Annotated in this window: 15 protein-coding genes and 1 tRNA gene; 3 read left to right on the top strand and 13 right to left on the bottom strand. The window is 68.8% G+C overall.

The features are described 5' to 3' along the window. Positions 1-12: 12 nt before the first annotated feature. A complete protein-coding gene (locus KV397_RS03905) occupies positions 13-675 on the top strand; it encodes a LysE/ArgO family amino acid transporter (RefSeq protein ID WP_131494512.1) in 663 nt (220 codons plus the stop codon). A gap of 6 nt (positions 676-681) precedes the next feature. On the opposite strand, the gene KV397_RS03900 is transcribed toward KV397_RS03905, so the two are convergent. From KV397_RS03900 to KV397_RS03860, 9 genes are all read right to left on the bottom strand, one after another. Then, positions 682-1,038: an iron chaperone gene (locus KV397_RS03900; protein ID WP_153242765.1), complete on the bottom strand. Its 357-nt coding sequence runs from the start codon at positions 1,036-1,038 to the stop codon at positions 682-684. Positions 1,039-1,077: 39 nt separating this feature from the next. Then, on the bottom strand, positions 1,078-1,881 hold the full coding sequence (locus KV397_RS03895; RefSeq protein ID WP_153242767.1) for an amino acid ABC transporter ATP-binding protein: 804 nt from the start codon (positions 1,879-1,881) through the stop codon (positions 1,078-1,080). Beyond that, positions 1,868-2,533 carry an amino acid ABC transporter permease gene (locus KV397_RS03890; RefSeq protein ID WP_047522873.1) on the bottom strand — a complete coding sequence of 222 codons (666 nt, stop codon included), beginning with the start codon at positions 2,531-2,533 and terminating at the stop codon, positions 1,868-1,870. Before KV397_RS03890 ends, KV397_RS03895 begins: the two co-directional genes overlap by 14 nt. A 3-nt stretch (positions 2,534-2,536) precedes the next feature. Beyond that, positions 2,537-3,358 carry an amino acid ABC transporter substrate-binding protein gene (locus tag KV397_RS03885; RefSeq protein WP_134352065.1) on the bottom strand — a complete coding sequence of 274 codons (822 nt, stop codon included), beginning with the start codon at positions 3,356-3,358 and terminating at the stop codon, positions 2,537-2,539. A gap of 186 nt (positions 3,359-3,544) precedes the next feature. After that, a complete protein-coding gene (gene rplA, locus KV397_RS03880) occupies positions 3,545-4,234 on the bottom strand; it encodes a 50S ribosomal protein L1 (protein ID WP_047522875.1) in 690 nt (229 codons plus the stop codon). A gap of 11 nt (positions 4,235-4,245) precedes the next feature. Beyond that, entirely contained in the window at positions 4,246-4,677 is a 432-nt protein-coding gene (gene rplK / locus KV397_RS03875; RefSeq protein ID WP_033106100.1) for a 50S ribosomal protein L11, read from the bottom strand. Between the two features lie 353 nt (positions 4,678-5,030). Then, positions 5,031-6,065, bottom strand: a complete 1,035-nt coding sequence (gene nusG, locus KV397_RS03870) for a transcription termination/antitermination protein NusG (RefSeq protein ID WP_047522345.1) — start codon at positions 6,063-6,065, stop codon at positions 5,031-5,033. 42 nt (positions 6,066-6,107) lie between these two features. Next, positions 6,108-6,380 carry a preprotein translocase subunit SecE gene (gene secE / locus KV397_RS03865; RefSeq protein ID WP_017201518.1) on the bottom strand — a complete coding sequence of 91 codons (273 nt, stop codon included), beginning with the start codon at positions 6,378-6,380 and terminating at the stop codon, positions 6,108-6,110. A 40-nt stretch (positions 6,381-6,420) separates the two neighbouring features. Then, positions 6,421-6,493: transfer RNA gene (locus KV397_RS03860), tRNA-Trp, on the bottom strand. Positions 6,494-6,689: 196 nt separating this feature from the next. Here KV397_RS03860 and KV397_RS03855 point away from each other — a divergent pair. Together KV397_RS03855 and KV397_RS03850 are read left to right on the top strand one after the other, a co-directional pair. Then, positions 6,690-8,513: an HSP90 family protein gene (locus KV397_RS03855; RefSeq protein ID WP_261812201.1), complete on the top strand. Its 1,824-nt coding sequence runs from the start codon at positions 6,690-6,692 to the stop codon at positions 8,511-8,513. A 23-nt stretch (positions 8,514-8,536) separates the two neighbouring features. Further along, entirely contained in the window at positions 8,537-11,335 is a 2,799-nt protein-coding gene (locus KV397_RS03850) for a hypothetical protein (RefSeq protein ID WP_261812200.1), read from the top strand. An 8-nt stretch (positions 11,336-11,343) separates the two neighbouring features. On the opposite strand, the gene poxB is transcribed toward KV397_RS03850, so the two are convergent. The 4 genes from poxB to KV397_RS03830 all read right to left on the bottom strand — a co-directional run bounded on the left by poxB (position 11,344) and on the right by KV397_RS03830 (position 16,652). Beyond that, complete coding sequence (gene poxB, locus KV397_RS03845) at positions 11,344-13,068, bottom strand: ubiquinone-dependent pyruvate dehydrogenase (protein WP_261812199.1); 1,725 nt, start codon at positions 13,066-13,068, stop codon at positions 11,344-11,346. A 144-nt stretch (positions 13,069-13,212) separates the two neighbouring features. Then, positions 13,213-13,650, bottom strand: coding sequence for a pyridoxamine 5'-phosphate oxidase family protein (locus tag KV397_RS03840; RefSeq protein WP_047522352.1), 438 nt, complete (start codon positions 13,648-13,650; stop codon positions 13,213-13,215). A 112-nt stretch (positions 13,651-13,762) separates the two neighbouring features. After that, complete coding sequence (locus tag KV397_RS03835; protein WP_131494322.1) at positions 13,763-15,127, bottom strand: NAD-dependent succinate-semialdehyde dehydrogenase; 1,365 nt, start codon at positions 15,125-15,127, stop codon at positions 13,763-13,765. A gap of 58 nt (positions 15,128-15,185) precedes the next feature. Next, positions 15,186-16,652, bottom strand: a complete 1,467-nt coding sequence (locus KV397_RS03830; RefSeq protein ID WP_047522356.1) for an NAD-dependent succinate-semialdehyde dehydrogenase — start codon at positions 16,650-16,652, stop codon at positions 15,186-15,188. Positions 16,653-16,665 lie beyond the last annotated feature (13 nt).

Raw genomic sequence — 16,665 nt, 5'->3', positions numbered from 1 at the left:
TAGGCTGAACCCGTGCTCACCGTCCTCGCCGGGCTCGGACTCGGACTCTCCCTCATCGTCGCCATCGGCGCGCAGAACGTCTTCGTGCTGCGCCAAGGGATCCGCCGCGAGCACGTGCTCGCCGTCGTGATCATCTGCGCCGCCTCCGACGCCGCCCTGATCGCCGCCGGGGTGGCGGGGCTGGGCTTCGTCCTCTCGGCCGCCCCGTGGCTCGTGGTCGTGGCCCGGTGGGCGGGCGCACTGTTCCTGCTGACCTACGGCGTCCTCGCCGCACGCCGTGCGTGGCGCGGCGGGGAAGAGCTCCGGGTCGACGGGACGGAAGCCGTGGATCCGAGCGCGCCGCTCCCCCACAGCGCGACGTCGACACTCGTCCGCCCCCGACTGGCACCGGTCATCCTGACGACCCTCGCGCTCACGTGGCTCAATCCGCACGTGTACCTCGATACGGTTCTGATGCTGGGATCGATCGCGGCCACGCACGGCGACGACCGCTGGCTGTTCGCCGGCGGAGCGATCGCCGCGAGCATCCTGTGGTTCACCGCGCTCGGCTTCGGCGCGCGCTATCTGGGGCGCTGGCTGCGCACCCCGCTCTCCTGGCGCATCCTCGATGCCGTGATCGCCGTGGTGATGATCACGATCGCGGTCAGCCTCGTGCTTCCGGTGCTTCGAGGCTGACGGCGTTCACGCTCCGTCGATCTGTGCGAGCCGCGCCCGCACGAGGCTCTCGAGCACCGCGGTCGGGATCGGATGCTCGGGCTGGAATCGGATGGTGCCCTTGTCGACGCTGATCCCGGGACCGCCCTCGAGCAGGCCCGCGACCGCCGCGACCGCGTCCGGGCTGAACGGGTAAATGCCGATGTGCTTCTTGGCGCGCATCACCGAGAGGAGTGCCTTGCCGCGGTGCACGAGTGCCGGCATGCCGTATCCCTTGCCCTGTTCCGCATCCGGAACCTCCCGGCGGGCGACCGCGTAGACCCGGTCGATCGCCTCACGATCCGCGGGGTCGAGTTCAGCGAGGTAGTCGTCGATGGTGCCCATCACGTCATCCTTCCAGCCGTCGCCCGCGACCGCGAGTGGTCAGGCGCCGTCGAGCGGGCGGAGGATGCGCGTGAGGAAACGCTGCGTGCGCTCGTGCTTCGGCGCGCGGAAGAGCTCGGCAGGAGGCCCCTGTTCGACGACCACCCCGCCGTCCATGAACAGCACATGATCCGCGGCCTCGCGGGCGAAGCTCAGCTCGTGGGTCACGACCGCCATCGTCCAGTTCTCGTCCGCGAGCTCCTTGATGACCAGGAGCACCTCGCCCACCAGTTCCGGGTCGAGCGCGCTGGTCGGCTCGTCGAACAGCAGCAGGTCGGGCTTGAGGGCGAGGGCACGCACGATGCCCACCCGTTGCTGCTGCCCACCCGAGAGCTGATGCGGACGCGCATCGGCCTTGTCGCTCAGCCCCACCCTGTCGAGCAGCACGAGCGCCTCGGCGACGACCTCGGCCTTCGGGCGCCCCTGCACCCGCCACGGCCCCTCGATGACGTTCTCGAGCACGGTGAGATGCGGGAAGAGGTTGTGATGCTGGAACACCATCGCGGAGCGGTCCCGGAGCGCGAGCCGCTTGCGTTTCTGCTCCCGCGGCGATGGCTTCGCCGACGGGGCGAAGTCGAGGTCGGGGCCACCCGCGACCACGATCGTGCCGGCATCCGGGGTCTCGAGTCCGTTGAGCGCTCGCAGGACGGTGGTCTTGCCGGAACCGCTGGGGCCGATGAGCACGACGACCTCGCCGCGGTGCAACGTCAGATCGATGCCCCGCAGCACCTCATTGTCACCGAAGCTCTTGCGGAGACCGCGGGCGGTGAGAAGGGCGTCGGTGGTGTTCTCAGTGGGCGACACGGCTGTCAAGCCTCCTCTCGAGGGCGCTCTGTCCGAAGGAGAGCACCAGGCAGAACACCCAGTAGACCAGCGCGGCCGCGAGGTACACCACCATGAACTCGAGGGTCGTCGCGGCGATCTGCTGCGCCACCTTGAACAGTTCCGTGACCAGGATCAGCGAGGTGAGAGAGGTGTCCTTGACGAGGGAGATGAAGGTGTTCGACAGCGGCGGCACCGACACCCGCGCCGCCTGGGGCAGGATGATGCGCGTGAGCGTCCGCGTGCGATTCATGCCGACCGTGTAGGCGGCCTCCCACTGCCCCTTCGGGACGGAGAGGATCGCCGCACGCACGACCTCGGCACCGTAGCCGCCGACGTTGAGCGACAGTGCGATGATCGCGCTCGGCCACGGGTCCAGCGTGATCCCTACCGACGGCATGCCGTAGAAGATCACGAACAGCTGCACGAGCATGGGCGTGCCCCGGATCACGGAGATGTAGAAGCGCGCGACCCCCGCGACCACCGGATTCACCGAGATCCGCATGAGCGCGACACCGACCGCGATCGCGAGTCCCAGCGCGAACGACAGCAACGCGAGCGGCACCGTCGCCGTCAGACCCGCCCAGGCGATCGGCCCGAGCGCATCGAGGAACAGCTGCCAGGGACTCTCCATCGGCTACTTCGTGACGTCTTCGCCGAAGTACTTGTCGCTGATCTCGGCCAGGGTGCCGTCGGCGCGGAGCTCCTCGAGCGCGCCGTCGACGGCCTCGACCAGCGCTTCCTTGTCCTTGGTGAAGACGAAGGCCTGGGTGCCGGCCTCGTCCGTCTCGGCCGCGATCTTCAGGCCGGTGGGGCTGTTGGTGGTCTCGTAGTCGAGGAAGGTCAGCTTGTCGTTGACCGTCGCATCCACACGCCCCTGGCGCAGCAGCTCGACGGCTTGAGCCCAGCCCTCGACCGCTTCGACCTTGGCCCCCGAATCCGTGGCCAGCTCATACCAGTTGCTCGTGAGCGACTGCGCGGTGGACTTGCCGTCGAGATCAGCGAAGGACGAGATCGAGTCGTCGTCGTCCGCCACCACGATGACGCCGGGCGAGACCGTGTACGGCGTGCTGAAGAGGTACTTCGCCTCGCGCTCGTCGTTGACCGACACCTGGTTCGCGATGACGTCGAACCGTCCCGCATCCAGCCCGGCGAAGATCGCATCCCACTGCGTCTCCTGGAACTTCACCTCGAGGCCCAGCTTGTCGGCGACGGCCTGGATGATCTCCACGTCGAAGCCCGTGAGGTCGCCCGCGCCGCCGTCGTCGTGGAAGCTGAAGGGCCGATAGGTGCCTTCGGTCGCGACTGTGAGGGTGCCCTCCTGCACCAGCCCGAAGTCGGCGTTCGCGGATCCCTCTCCGCCGCCCGGAGTACTCGCGGGGGTGCTCGACCCGCTGCAGGCGGTGAGCACCGCGGCAGCGGCGACGAGTGCGGTGACGGCGATGAGACGACGGGACATGGACCCTCCTGGGGTGTGAAGCGCGGTGCGAGTTTACGTGACCGGCGCGGGAACTTCCTCACAGTACGCGGGGGCCGCCGGTTTCCCTCATCCGATGACGTTTCGTTTCACCGCGCACGCGGAGCCGGGTGCAGGGACGCGAAAACGCCCCCGGGCGAACCCGGGGGCGTTCTCTGCGAGTCAGACTCAGATGGCGTTGACGTCCAGCGGGATGCCGGGGCCGAACGTGGTCGACACGGCGCCCTTCTGGATGTAACGGCCCTTCGAGCTCGACGGCTTGAGGCGGACGATCTCCTCGAGCGCTGCGCCGATGTTCTCGCCCAGCTGCTCTGCGGTGAAGGAGGCCTTGCCGACGACGAAGTGCACGTTGGCGTGCTTGTCGACGCGGAACTCGATCTTTCCGCCCTTGATCTCCTCGACGGCCTTGGCCGGGTTCGGGGTCACGGTGCCGGTCTTCGGGTTCGGCATCAGACCGCGCGGTCCGAGCACCTTTCCGAGACGACCGACCTGGCCCATGAGCTCCGGGGTGGAGACCGCGGCGTCGAAGTTGGTCCAGCCGTCGGCGACCTTCTGGATGAGCTCGGCGCCGCCGACCTCATCCGCACCTGCGGCGATCGCTGCCTCGGCCGCGGGGCCGGTGGCGAAGACGATGACGCGGGCGGTCTTACCGGTGCCGTGGGGCAGGATGACGGTGCCGCGCACCATCTGGTCCGCCTTGCGGGGGTCGACAGCGAGCTTCAGCGCGACCTCGACGGTCGAGTCGAACTTCGACGAGCCGGTCTCCTTCGCGAGGGCGACGGCCTCGGCCGGGGTGTAGAAACGGTCTGCCTCGATCTTCTCGGCGGCAGCCTTGTAAGCCTTGGACTTGGTAGCCATGATTATTCTCCTCAGCCCTCGACCGTGATGCCCATGGAACGGGCGGTGCCGGCGATGATCGAGATAGCAGCCTCGACGTCGTTCGCGTTCAGGTCGGCCTGCTTGGTCTCTGCGATCTGACGGACCTGGTCCTTGGTGATCTTCGCGACCTTGACGGTGTGCGGGGTCGAAGAGCCCTTGGCGACGCCAGCGGCCTTCTTGATGAGCTCCGCGGCGGGCGGGGTCTTCAGGATGAACGTGAAGCTGCGGTCCTCGTAGACGGTGATCTCGACGGGGATGACGTTGCCGCGCTGCGACTCGGTCGCGGCGTTGTACGCCTTGCAGAACTCCATGATGTTGACGCCATGCTGACCGAGCGCGGGGCCGATCGGCGGCGCCGGGTTGGCTGCACCGGCGTTGATCTGAAGCTTGATCAGGCCGGTCACCTTCTTCTTCGGTGCCATTCTCTTTCCTTTCATCGAATCGGATGCCGGAGCATCCGCTTCTCCCACAGATCCGGCGTTTCCGAACCGTGGTCGTCTCTGCGCACGCCGAAGCGGCACACAAACCACACAATCTTACCTCATCCCCCGCCCCGTCCCGTCCCCGTCCCGTTCCCTCCCGTCCGTCCCCGCCCGTCCCCTCCCGTCCCTGCCGGTTGCGGGATCGAAAACGTTCCTCGCGGAGGGTTCCCGGGCGCGTATTTGATCCCGCAACCGGAGGACGGGGGGACCGGGGGACCGGGGGACCGGGGGACGGGGGGACGCGAGAACGGCCGCCCCGAAAGGGACGGCCGTTCTCGTGAAGGATGTGTGCGTCAGACCATCTTGGTGACCTGGTCGAACGACAGCTCGACCGGGGTCTCGCGCTCGAAGAGCGAGACGAGGACCGTGAGCTTGCCGCTCTCGGGCTTGATCTCGCTGATCGAACCGGGAAGCCCCGCGAACGAGCCTTCCTTGATCGTGATGGTCTCGCCGACCTCGAAGTCGACCTCGGCGGGGAGCGGACGAGCGACGGCGACGCCGCCCTTCGACGCGATGTTCTTGGCCGTGGGGACGTCCTTGACCTCGACGAGCGACTTCAGCATGTTGAAGGCCTCTTCGAAGCGCAGCGGCGTCGGGTTGTGAGCGTTGCCCACGAAGCCGGTGACACCCGGGGTGTGACGCACGACCGACCAGGTGTCTTCCGTGAGCTCCATGCGCACCAGCACGTAGCCGGGGATGCGCACGCGGGTGACCATCTTGCGCTGGCCGTTCTTGATCTCGACCACGTCTTCCATCGGGACCTCGACCTGGTAGATCTCGTCCTCGACCTCGAGCGTCGACTTGCGCTGCTCGATGTTCGCCTTCACCTTGCGCTCGAAACCGGCGTAGGAGTGGATGACGTACCACTTGCCGGGGAGCATGCGCAGGTCCATACGGAAGGCCTCGTACGGGTCTTCTTCCGCACCCTCGTCCGCCGCGGAGTCCTCGTCGCTCTGGACTTCATCGGCACCGACCTCGGGACCGTCGTAGGGGGTGACCTCTTCGGCCGCAGCCGCGTCGTGGTCGGCGGCCTCTTCGGCCACAGATTCGTTGAGGACCTCAGCGGCAGCCTCAGACTCTGCCGCTTCGTCCAGGTTGAGAGCGTCGTTCACGATCGCGTCCGCCTCCGGGTCGTCGATGTCGATGTCGATGTCTTCCGTGCCGTCTTCTTCGCCGTCTTCGCCTTCGACGTGGACCGCGACGTGCTCGGCCGAGGTGACCGAGAGCTCCTCCGCGGCGAGGACGTTGCCCTCCTGGGCCTCGTCCTCCTCGCTGGACTGCTCTGCGGCGGTCGCCCAGTCGGCGTCGTCGGAATATCGTTCAGACACGTTGCTTCTTCTCCATAGCTGCGGCGTGAGCCGCGGGGGTCATCAGCCAGGGATTCCGAACACCCAGTGCGTCACGAATGCGAACAGCGTGTCCAAGCCGTAGACGATGCCCATGACGATGATCACGAAGACGAGCACGACACCGGTGAACTTGAACAGCTCCTTGCGAGTCGGGGTGACGACCTTGCGGAGCTCGGCGATGACCTGGCGGATGAACAGGGCGATGCTCCCGAAGAACCGGGAGAAGGGGTTGCCCTTCTTCTCGCGGGTGGCGCCGGCCGCGACGACCTCGCCGCGCGGTTCGTCCTGATCCATCCTGAATGTACCTTTCGTGTGTCAGCGTTGCGCTGACGCGCAGGGCGGACAGGAATCGAACCTGCAACCTGCGGTTTTGGAGACCGCTGCTCTGCCAATTGAGCTACCGCCCTAGAGACCGGGAGGTCTCGGGGTGTTCTCCCCATTCTGCCGCCGTGACCGTGATCGGGAGACCCCAGGCATGGCGAAAGAATGCAGACAACAACTGCCCCACAAGCATACGGCATCGATCCGGTCGCGCCGAACCGGGGATCGCGATGGCGTGTTCTTGTTAGGCTCGGCGAGCGTGTGCAGGAGGAGGGAGCGCCGGTGAGCGCTGAAGTGCAGCAGTTCCAAGTGGATCTGCGCGGAGTCGTCGATCTGCTCAGTCGACACATCTACTCCAGCCCCCGGGTGTACCTGCGGGAGCTTCTGCAGAACGCCCGCGACGCGATCACGGCGCGTCGCGAGGTCGACGGCGGGGGCGGACGCATCCGGATCACTCCGCTGACCGCCGAGAGCGGCGAGTTCGTGCTGCGCGACGACGGCGTGGGGCTCACCGCGACCGAGGTCGCCGATCTGCTCGCGACCGTCGGCCGAAGCTCCAAGCGCGACATCTTCGACCTGCCGCGCAGCGACTACCTCGGACAGTTCGGCATCGGACTGCTGAGCTGCTTCATGGTCGCCGACACGATCGTCATCCGCTCCCGCAGCGCCCGCGGCGGGGCCTGCGTGGAGTGGACGGGAAGTGCGGACGGCACGTTCCAGGTGGCCGAGATCGACGAGGACCTGCCGATCGGCACCAGCGTGCACCTCGTCCCGCGCTTCGACGCCGGAGACCTGCTGCGCCCGGCCAGCGTGCACGAGCTGGCGACGACGTTCGGGGAGTTCCTGCCGGTGCGGGTCACGATCGACACCGCCTCCGGCGACATCGACATCACCCGCGACGCGCCCTTCCTCGACGCCGCGCAGGACCCGGAGGCCGCCGTGAGCTACGGACGCGACCTCCTCGGGGCCGGCCCTCTCGATGTCATCGAGCTGAGCGAGCCGGCCACCGGCACCCGCGGCCTCGCCTACGTGCTGCCCTACGCCCCGCCTCCCGGTGCACGTCAGGCGACGCGCATGTATCTGGGACGGATGCTCCTCTCCGAGCGCGTCGACGACGTACTGCCCGAGTGGGCCTTCTTCGTCCGCGCCGTGGTGGATTCCACCGGGCTCGCACCCACCGCGAGCCGGGAGTCGCTCGTCGAGGACGACGCCCTGGAGCGCGTGCGCGAGCAGCTCGGCGCCGGCATCCGCCGCTGGGTGCTCGAGCTCGGACTGAGCGAGCCGCACCGCCTGGCGCAGTTCGTCGCCGTGCACGAGGTCGGGCTGAAGTCGCTCGTCCGCCACGACGAGGAGTTGGCCCGTTTCATCTCCCGCTGGCTGACCGTCGAGACGACGCACGGCACCCTCCGGATCGGCGACCTCGTCGAGCGTCACCCGCACATCCGGTACGCGAACACCGTGGACGAGTTCCGCCAGGTGGCCGGCATCTCCCCCGGCGGCGAGGTCCTGGTCAACGGAGGGTATCTCTACGACGCCGATCTGATCCGGATGCTTCCCGACCTGTACCCGCACGTCACGGTCGAGCAGGTCGATGTGACCGCCGAGCTGGACCGCCTCGATCCTCCGCCGCTCGACGACCGCGATGCCGCCGTCGCACTGGAGGCCCGCGCCGAGGCCGTGCTCACGGCATCCGGATGCTCCGTGGTGGTGCGCTCCATCGACCGCCCCGACCTCGCAGGACTCTACGTCGCCGACCCCGAGGTGCTGCGCGCGATCGACCGCGGCCGCACCAAGGGCGTCACCGGGGCGCTCTGGGGCGGGGTGCTGGACCGCATCGACCGGACGCTGTCGTCCGGACGCCAGGAAGATCTCCGTGCCCGTCTGTGCCTGAACTGGTCGAACCGTGTCGTCCGCGCGCTGGTGCGCGTGCACGACGACGCCGTGTTCGCCCGCACGGTGCAGCTCCTCTACATCCAGGCGCTGCTCGCCGGGCACCATCCGCTCGCCGACGCCGACCGCGCGCTCATGACGAGTGCGCTCGCCGATCTCGTCTCGCTCTCGGCCGGCCTCGAAGGGGATCAGATCCCCTTCGACGACGTCCGCTGACTCTCCATCGAAGGGTTCCGTCCATGGCACGTCCGAAGAAGCGCTTCCAGCAGCTGATCGAGGAGATCGATCGCACGCCCTGGGGCCCCGCCGAGCAGGCCCTCGTCGCGGAAGCCGTGGCGTTGGCGGTCGAGGTCGGCGACGAGCGCCTCGAGTACGAGGCGCGGATGCGGCAGACCGCTTCGGCCAACATGGGCGGCGCGACCGACGTGATGCTGAACTCGTTCGCGTGGTGCCTCGCGCACCATGACGCGGATCCGCAGCGGTTCCCCGCCGACCTCGACAACGGCGGCGCCGACCTGATGTGGCAGTTCAAGTGGATGGCCTCCTCGTTGCGGTCCTCGCCCGCGTTCTCGCAGGAGCAGATCGCCGCCGTGCTGGACGACATGGAGGCACACTACCGCGCCGCCGGACTCGGCCTGAGCGGCGTGCTCACCGCACGCTTCGAGGATGCGTGGGACGCCGGTCGCATGGACGATGCCGAGGCGCTGCGCGTGCAGCTCGAGGCCACTCCCCGCGACGACCACAGTCACTGCGACGCCTGCGGTCGCAGTCAGGTCGCCGGCTTTTATGCGGACACCGACCGCGACGACGAGGCGATCCAGCTGGTCGAGGAGATGATCGAGGGCGGCTTCTCCTGCGGCGAGGAGCCGGAGCATGCGCTCTCCCGGGCCCTGCTCCCCTACCTCCGCGCCGGCCGCCCGGCGGAGGCGAAGACCGCCCACCTGCGCAGCTACCGCCTGGCGAAGGACAACCCGGACAACCTCCGCATCGTGGCCAACAACATCGTCTTCGCCGCGATCACGGGCAACGAGGCGCGGGCACTCACCATGGTGGAGAAGCACATCGCCTGGCTGGCGCACGACGGACTGAACGTCGACGCGCATTTCGCCGCCCTCGCCGCCCTCGCCGTGGCCCTGGACCGGGTCACCGCCGCGGGGCACGGCGACACCCCCGTGCGCGGTGCGGACGCTCCCTCCCTCGTCCCGTTCTTCGGCGCGCACGACGGCCCCTGGAGCGCGACCGACCTCGCCGCGGCGGCCTGGTCCGCCGCAGAGCGGATCGGCGCCGCGTTCGACGAGCGGGACGGGACCCGGGGACACGCCCGCAGTCTGGACCGGATGCGCGCCCTCGCCACGGAGCAGTACGACGTGCCGATCCGCTCGGACGCGTTCGTCGCCCCGACCCCGTCCGCCGCCCCGGTGGATGCGGACGGATGGTTCGAGCGCGCGATGCAGCTCGCCCAGTTCGGGGCCGAGCACGAGACCCTCGACGCTCTCCCCCTGGCTCTCGCGGTGGAGGACCCCGACAAGCGCGCCCAGCTGCTGTCGATGCGTCTGGGCATCCTGATCGCCCTCGACCGCGCCGAGGAGGCCCTGCAGCTGCTGCCCGAGCGCATCGCCGCGCTCCGGGCCGCCGGTCGCGAGGAGCAAGCCGCGCTGGAGGAACGCCTGGAGCTCGCGACCTTCGGGCTGAACACCCCCGAGACGACCGCCGCGCTGGAAGAGGCGATCTCCGACGCGGCTTCGCTTCCGGCCTGGTCGCGCGGTGACCTCGCGATCAGCCGCGCCGCACTGCACCTGCAGGCGGGCGAGGCGGATGCGGCACTGGATCTCGCAGAGGTCGCCGCCCGCTCGTTCGCCGAGGCCGAGGACGTGCGCCTCTCGAACACCACGACCCTGCTGGCGATCTCGGCGGTGCTGAGCAAGGGCGACCTGGAACCGGCGATCACGTTGCTCGACCGCTTCCTCGCCCAGGACGACCTCAGCACCGGGCACCGGGCACAGGCCCTGCAGATCAGGGCGCGGGTGCGCGGCGGCACCGACAGCTACGTCGAAGGCGCCACCGATGCGGACGAGGTCTGCCGGCTGCTCGCCGAGCTGGGAGCGACCCGCGCGCTCGGCGATGCGCACCTGCTCGCCGGGGCCCTCTGGGAGGACGCGGAAGAGCCTGAGAAGGCCGTTTCGCGCTATCGTCTCGCGTCGCGGATCGCCGGAGAGGCCGGGGGCGACTCCACCGGGGTCGACTTCCGTCTCGCGCGCGCCATGCTGCGGGTCGGGGATGCGGAGGAAGCGGCGGAGCTGTTCGGCGATGTGCTGCAACGGGAGGAGATCGCGGAGGTGGCCGCCGGTTCCCGTGCGATGACGGCATCGATGCTGGCCCGCGCCCTGGGCGCGGCCGGTGAGTTCGGCCAGGCCGTCGGTGCGCACGGCTACGCCTCCGAACTGTTCGGCCAGGCCGAGGAGCACGCCGATCAGGCGATGTCGATGACCGAGCAGGCAAAGATCCTCGCACGCTTCGACGAACAGGAGGACGCGATCGGGCTGCTGGAGGCGGCCGCCGAGATCGTGCGCCGCGCACCCGACGCCGTCGGAGCGCTGACCGAGGTGCTGCACAGTCTCGGGCAGGCGTACGGCGGTCGTGGTGACGCGCGGGCGTTCGCGCTCTTCGACGAGGTCGCCGCGCTCGCGCAGCAGCACGAGGCGGGGTGGCTCCTCGCCGATGTCACGGATTCGCGCGGTCGCGCTCTCGCCGAGCTCGGCCGGATCGACGAGGCGGTCGCGGCCGCGCTCACCGCCGCCGATGGGTTCGCCGCGCTCGGAGACCTGGGCTCTGCAGGGAGCTCTGAGCTGTTCGCCGGACGCGTGCTCGCCGGAAACGACAGGTCAGCCGATGCGGTACCCGTCTACCGCAGTGCGATCGAGCACGCCGCCGGCCACCCTCCCCTGCTGCAGGTGGCCGCACTCGAACTCGGCAACGTCTTCGAGTCGCTCGGTCGGCACGGTGAAGCCGCCGAGATCCGTTCGCATCTGGAGAGCTGAGCGCCCGCTCAGAAGAGCTGGCGCCAGTTCGCCCTGGCGAGGTCGAGGAGCTCGTCTCCGCGCCCGGACATCACCGTGCGGATCGCGTACAGCGCGAAGCCCTTGACCTGGGCGGCCTCGATCGCGGGCGGCATCGACAGCTCCTGCCGTTCCGTCACCACGTCCAACAGGGCGGGGCCGTCGTGGGCGAGCACCTCGCGCACGGCCTCCGGCAGATCCTCGCTGCGCTCCACACGACGGGCGAAGATCCCCATCGCCTCGGCGATCGCGGCGAAGCTGGGGTTCTCCAATCCGGTCCCGTACGTCACGAAGCCCGCGGCCTTCATCTCGAGCTCGACGAAGTTCAGCGACGAGTTGTTGACCACGATGGTCTTCACGGGCAGTTCGTTCTGCGTCAGGGTCAGCAGCTCACCGAGCATCATCGAGAGACCACCGTCACCCGCGAGGGCCACGACCTGTCGGTCGGGGTGAGCCACCTGCGCCCCGATCCCGTGCATCAGCGCATTGGCCATCGAACCGTGCGTGAACGAACCGATCAGCCGGCGGTCCTGGGTCATCGACAGGTAGCGGGCCGCCCACACGGTCGGTGACCCCACGTCGGCGGTGAAGATCGCGTCGTCGGTCGCGTACTCGTCCAGGAGCCGAGCCAGATACTGCGGATGGATGGGGCGGTCGCCCTTCGCGGGCACCGCCAGCTCGTCGAGCTTCTTGCGCGTCTTGCGATAGTGGGCGGTGGCGTCATCGAGGTGGCTCCGGTCGTCCTTGCGTGCCAGACGCGGCCGCAGGGCATCGGCGGTCGCGCGCACGTCACCGACCAGCCCCAGATCGAGGGGATGCCGCTTCCCGAGCTGTGCACCCCGGATGTCGACCTGGATCGTCTTCGCACCGTCCGGATAGAACTGCTCGTAGGGGAAGTCGCTGCCCAGCACGAGCAGGGCGTCGGCGGCCTCCATCGCGCGGAATCCGGAGGCGAAGCCCAGAAGCCCCGTCATCCCGACGTCGAAGGGGTTGTCGTACTCGATGAACTCCTTGCCGCGGAGGGCGTGCACGATCGGCGCGCCGAGCGTGTCGGCGAGGGCGATGACCTCGTCGTGGGCGCCCTCCACACCGGCACCCGCGAGGATCGTGACGCTGTTCGCCGCGTTCAGCAGCGTCGCCGCCTTCTCGAGCTCCGCAGCGCTCGGCACGATCACGGGATGGCTGCGCTCGATCACGACGGTGCGATCGTCGGCGATGTCGGCGAGGGCGACGTCCCCCGGGATCACGAGCACCGCGACGCCGCGCTCCTCGATCGCGGCGCGCATGGCGATCTCCAGCAGGCGCGGCATCTGTGCGGGATCGGCGACGTACTCGACGTACACGCTGCACTCGCGGAAGAGCTCCTGCGGATGCGTCTCCTGGAAGTACCCCGTGCCGATCTCGGTGGTGGGGATCTGCGCGGCGATGGCGAGCACCGGCACACGCGAGCGGTTCGCATCGTACAGTCCGTTGATGAGGTGCAGGTTGCCCGGTCCGCAGGATCCTGCGACGACCGCGAGCTCTCCCGTCGTGGCGGCATCCGCAGCGGCGGCGAACGCGGCGGACTCCTCGTGGCGCACGTGCACCCATCGGATCGTGCCGTCCTTGCGCAGGGCGTCCGTGAAGCCGTTCAGCGAGTCCCCGGGGATGCCGTAGACCCGGTCGATCCCATTGGCGTGCAGAGTCTTGACGATGTTCTCAGCGACGTTGGCCATGCTTCGACCCTACGCCCGGGCACCCACACGAAGGAGATCTCATGCTCTGAAGGAGCGAATGCTGTCTTCGCTCCTTCATCCTGTGACATCTCCTTCAGAACGGGAGATCTCCTTCAGGACACGCGCCGCGCAGTGCTGGTGCGGTCAGTACTCCTGGGGACCGTCGCGCTCCGGCTCGGCACTGCGGCGGAACGCCCGCCCGGAGACCGAGGTCGGGGCGATGCGCACGAAGACGCGCTTGAGAGTGGGGATCCAGGGCCGAAGCCCCGCGGCCTCCGCGCGCTGCACGTCGGCATCCGACTCCAGTGCGGTGGCGTACCCGCGGATGATCACGCTCCAGGCATCCGTGTCGGTGTGGTCGTCGACCTCGAACAGCACGTCGGTGTTGACGGTCAGCTCGAACAGCTTGCTGCCCGGCGCGGTGCGGAACAGGATGCCTTCGCCGTCGACCACGTAGTTCACCGGGAAGATGTCGATCGTGTCGCCCACATGGGTGACGAGGCGTCCCAGTTCCTGCGTGCCGAGCAGCTCCCAGCTCCGGTCCGAGGTCAGGGTCTCGATGGGGTCGGTGTGCGCGCTCATGCCGCCATTGTCTCCCACTCGATGTCTCCACCGACAGGCCATTCGTCACGCGTTCCGATGACGGCACGCGAACGGCCCCTCGCGGTCTGCGAGGGGCCGTTCATCGTGGCGCTCAGCCGATGCGGATGAGCTTCTTGTTGACGAACTCGTCGGCGGCCAGGTGGCCCAGCTCGCGGGCCGTGCCGCTGCGCTTGACACCGCCGAAGGGCAGCTCGGGGCTGTCAGCCAGCACGAGGTTGACGTAGACCATGCCCGCCTCGATCTTGTCGGCGACGCGCTCGGCCTGCTCGGCATCCGTGGTGAAGACGTACGAGCCGAGACCGAACGTGGTGTCGTTCGCGAGCTCGACCGCAGCGTCCTCGTCCGCGACACGGTAGACGACGGCAGCAGGCCCGAAGAGCTCCTCGCGGTACACGTTCATCTCGGGCGTCACGTCGGCCAGCACGGTCGGAGCGAAGAACGTGCCCTCGCGCGTTCCGCCGGTGAGCAGGGTCGCCCCCTGCTCGACGGCCTGGTCGATCTGCTTCTGCAGGGTGACCGCGGCCGTCTCGGAGGACACCGGACCGAGGACCGTGTCGTCGAGCATGGGGTCGGTCGCCTCGACCGCCGCCATCGCCGCCGTGAACTTCTCGACGAAGGCGTCGTACAGCCCGTCCACCACGATGAACCGCTTCGCGCCGTTGCAGGCCTGTCCGTTGTTGTCCAGACGAGCATCGACGCCGGCTTGCACGGTGGCGTCGAGGTCGTCGGTGGAGAGCACGATGAACGGGTCGGAGCCACCCAGTTCCAGCGCGACCTTCTTGAGGTTGCGGCCGGCGATCTCGGCGACCGCGGCGCCGGCGCGCTCGGAGCCGGTGAGCGAGACACCCTGCACGCGCGGGTCGGCGATCATCGTCGCGATCTGCTCGTTCGTCGCGAGCACGTTCTGGTAGGCGCCCTTCGGGAAGCCGGCATCGTGGTAGATCTTCTCGATCGCGGTCGAGGACTCCGGGCACTGCGGCGCCGGCTTCAGCAGGATCGTGTTGCCGACGATCAGGTTCGGGGCGGCGAAGCGGACGATCTGGTACGCCGGGAAGTTCCACGGCATGATGCCGACGAGCGGTCCGAGCGAGGAGCGGCGGATGACGGCCGAGCCCTCCCCCAGGATCGCGATCGGCTGGTCCGCCATGATCGACTCCGCCTGGTCGGCGTAGTAGTCGGCGATGTCCGCGGCGAAGTCGACCTCGCCGAGCGCGGCCTCACGGGGCTTCCCCATCTCGCGCACGAAGATGTCGGCGAGCTCCTCCCGTCGCTCGCGGTGCAGCTCGGCCGCGCGGTGCAGGAGCGCGGCGCGCTCGGCGACGGTCGACGAGCGCGACCACTCGCGGTGGGCTTCGTCGGCGGCGGCGACGGCCTCCTCGATCTGGGCGTCGGTGAAGGTGTCGAAGGACGCCAGCGTCTCTCCGGTGGCGGGGTTGATGACGGCGTAGTCGGTCATGACATGTCCTCTCGTGTGGTGGGGCGGGGCCCGACGGCGCGGGCCCCGCGCATCGGAATCAGGAGACCGGGATCAGCGTGTACTTGGTGGACAGGTACTCGTGGATGCCCTCGAACCCGCCCTCGCGGCCGACGCCGGACTGCTTGACGCCGCCGAAGGGGGCAGCCGCGTTGGAGACCACGCCCACGTTGAGACCCATCATGCCGGTCTCGAGCTTGTCGATCATCCGCTGTCCGCGCTGCAGGTTCTCGGTGAAGACGTACGAGACGAGCCCGTACTCCGTGTCGTTCGCCAGGTGCACGGCTTCGTCCTCGGTCTCGAAGGTCGCGATCGCGAGCACCGGTCCGAAGATCTCCTCGCGGAGGATCGCACTCCCGGCGACGACATCGGTGAGCACGGTGGGTTCGTAGAACGTGCCCGTGCCCTCGACGGCCTTGCCACCCGCGAGGAGGGTCGCACCGCGTCCGACCGCGTCGTCGACGAGCTCGCCGGCCTTGGCGACGGCATCCGCGTCGATGAGCGGACCGATCGCGACGCCGTCCTCCGTGCCCCGACCGATCTTCATGCTGTTGACACGCTCGGTCACGCGCTTCGCGAACTCGCCCGCGACGTCCTTGTGCACGATGAAACGGTTGGCCGCGGTGCAGGCCTGTCCGATGTTGCGGAACTTCGCGGCGAGCGCCCCGTCCACGGCCTTGTCGAGGTCGGCGTCGTCGAACACCACGAACGGCGCGTTGCCTCCGAGCTCCATCGACACGCGCAGCACGCCCTCCGCCGCCTGGGCGATCAGCTTGCGGCCGACTTCGGTCGAACCGGTGAACGACAGCTTGCGCAGACGCGGGTCGGCGATGATGGGCGCCGAGAGCGCGCTGGACTTCGACGTCTGCACGACGTTGACCACGCCCGCGGGCAGTCCGGCCTTCTCCAGCAGCGAGACGAAGAAGATCGTGGTGAGCGGCGTGAGTGCCGGGGGCTTGATCACGACGGTGCAGCCGGCGGCGAGCGCGGGGGCGATCTTGCGCGTCGCCATCGCGAAGGGGAAGTTCCACGGCGTCACGAAGAAGGACGGTCCGACCGGGCGCTGCGACACGACCATGTGGCCGGTGCCCTCCGGGTTGATGCCGTATCGGCCGCTGATGCGCACGGCTTCCTCGCTGAACCACCGCAGGAACTCGCCGCCGTAGCCGACCTCACCCCGGGCCTCGGCGAGCGGCTTGCCCATCTCGAGGGTCATGAGCAGGGCGAGATCCTCCTTGTGCTCCTGCACGAGGTCGAACGCCCGACGAAGGATCTCGCTGCGCACGCGAGGAGCCGTCGCAGCCCAGTCGTCCTGAGCAGCGACCGCCGCGTCGAGCGCACGGATGCCGTCCGCGGGCGTCGCGTCGGCGATGGTGCGGATCACGGCACCGGTCGCGGGGTCCTGCACGTCGAAAGTGCCGCCGGTCTCGCCGTCGATCCACTGACCGCCGATGAAGAGACCGGTGGGGATGCTGTCGAGGAGGGCCTGTTCGGTCTGGGTGCTCATGATTCTCTTTCTG

This window comes from Microbacterium aurugineum (assembly GCF_023101205.1).
GTDB lineage: Bacteria > Actinomycetota > Actinomycetes > Actinomycetales > Microbacteriaceae > Microbacterium > Microbacterium aurugineum.
This window is presented reverse-complemented; position numbering and strand designations above follow the sequence as displayed.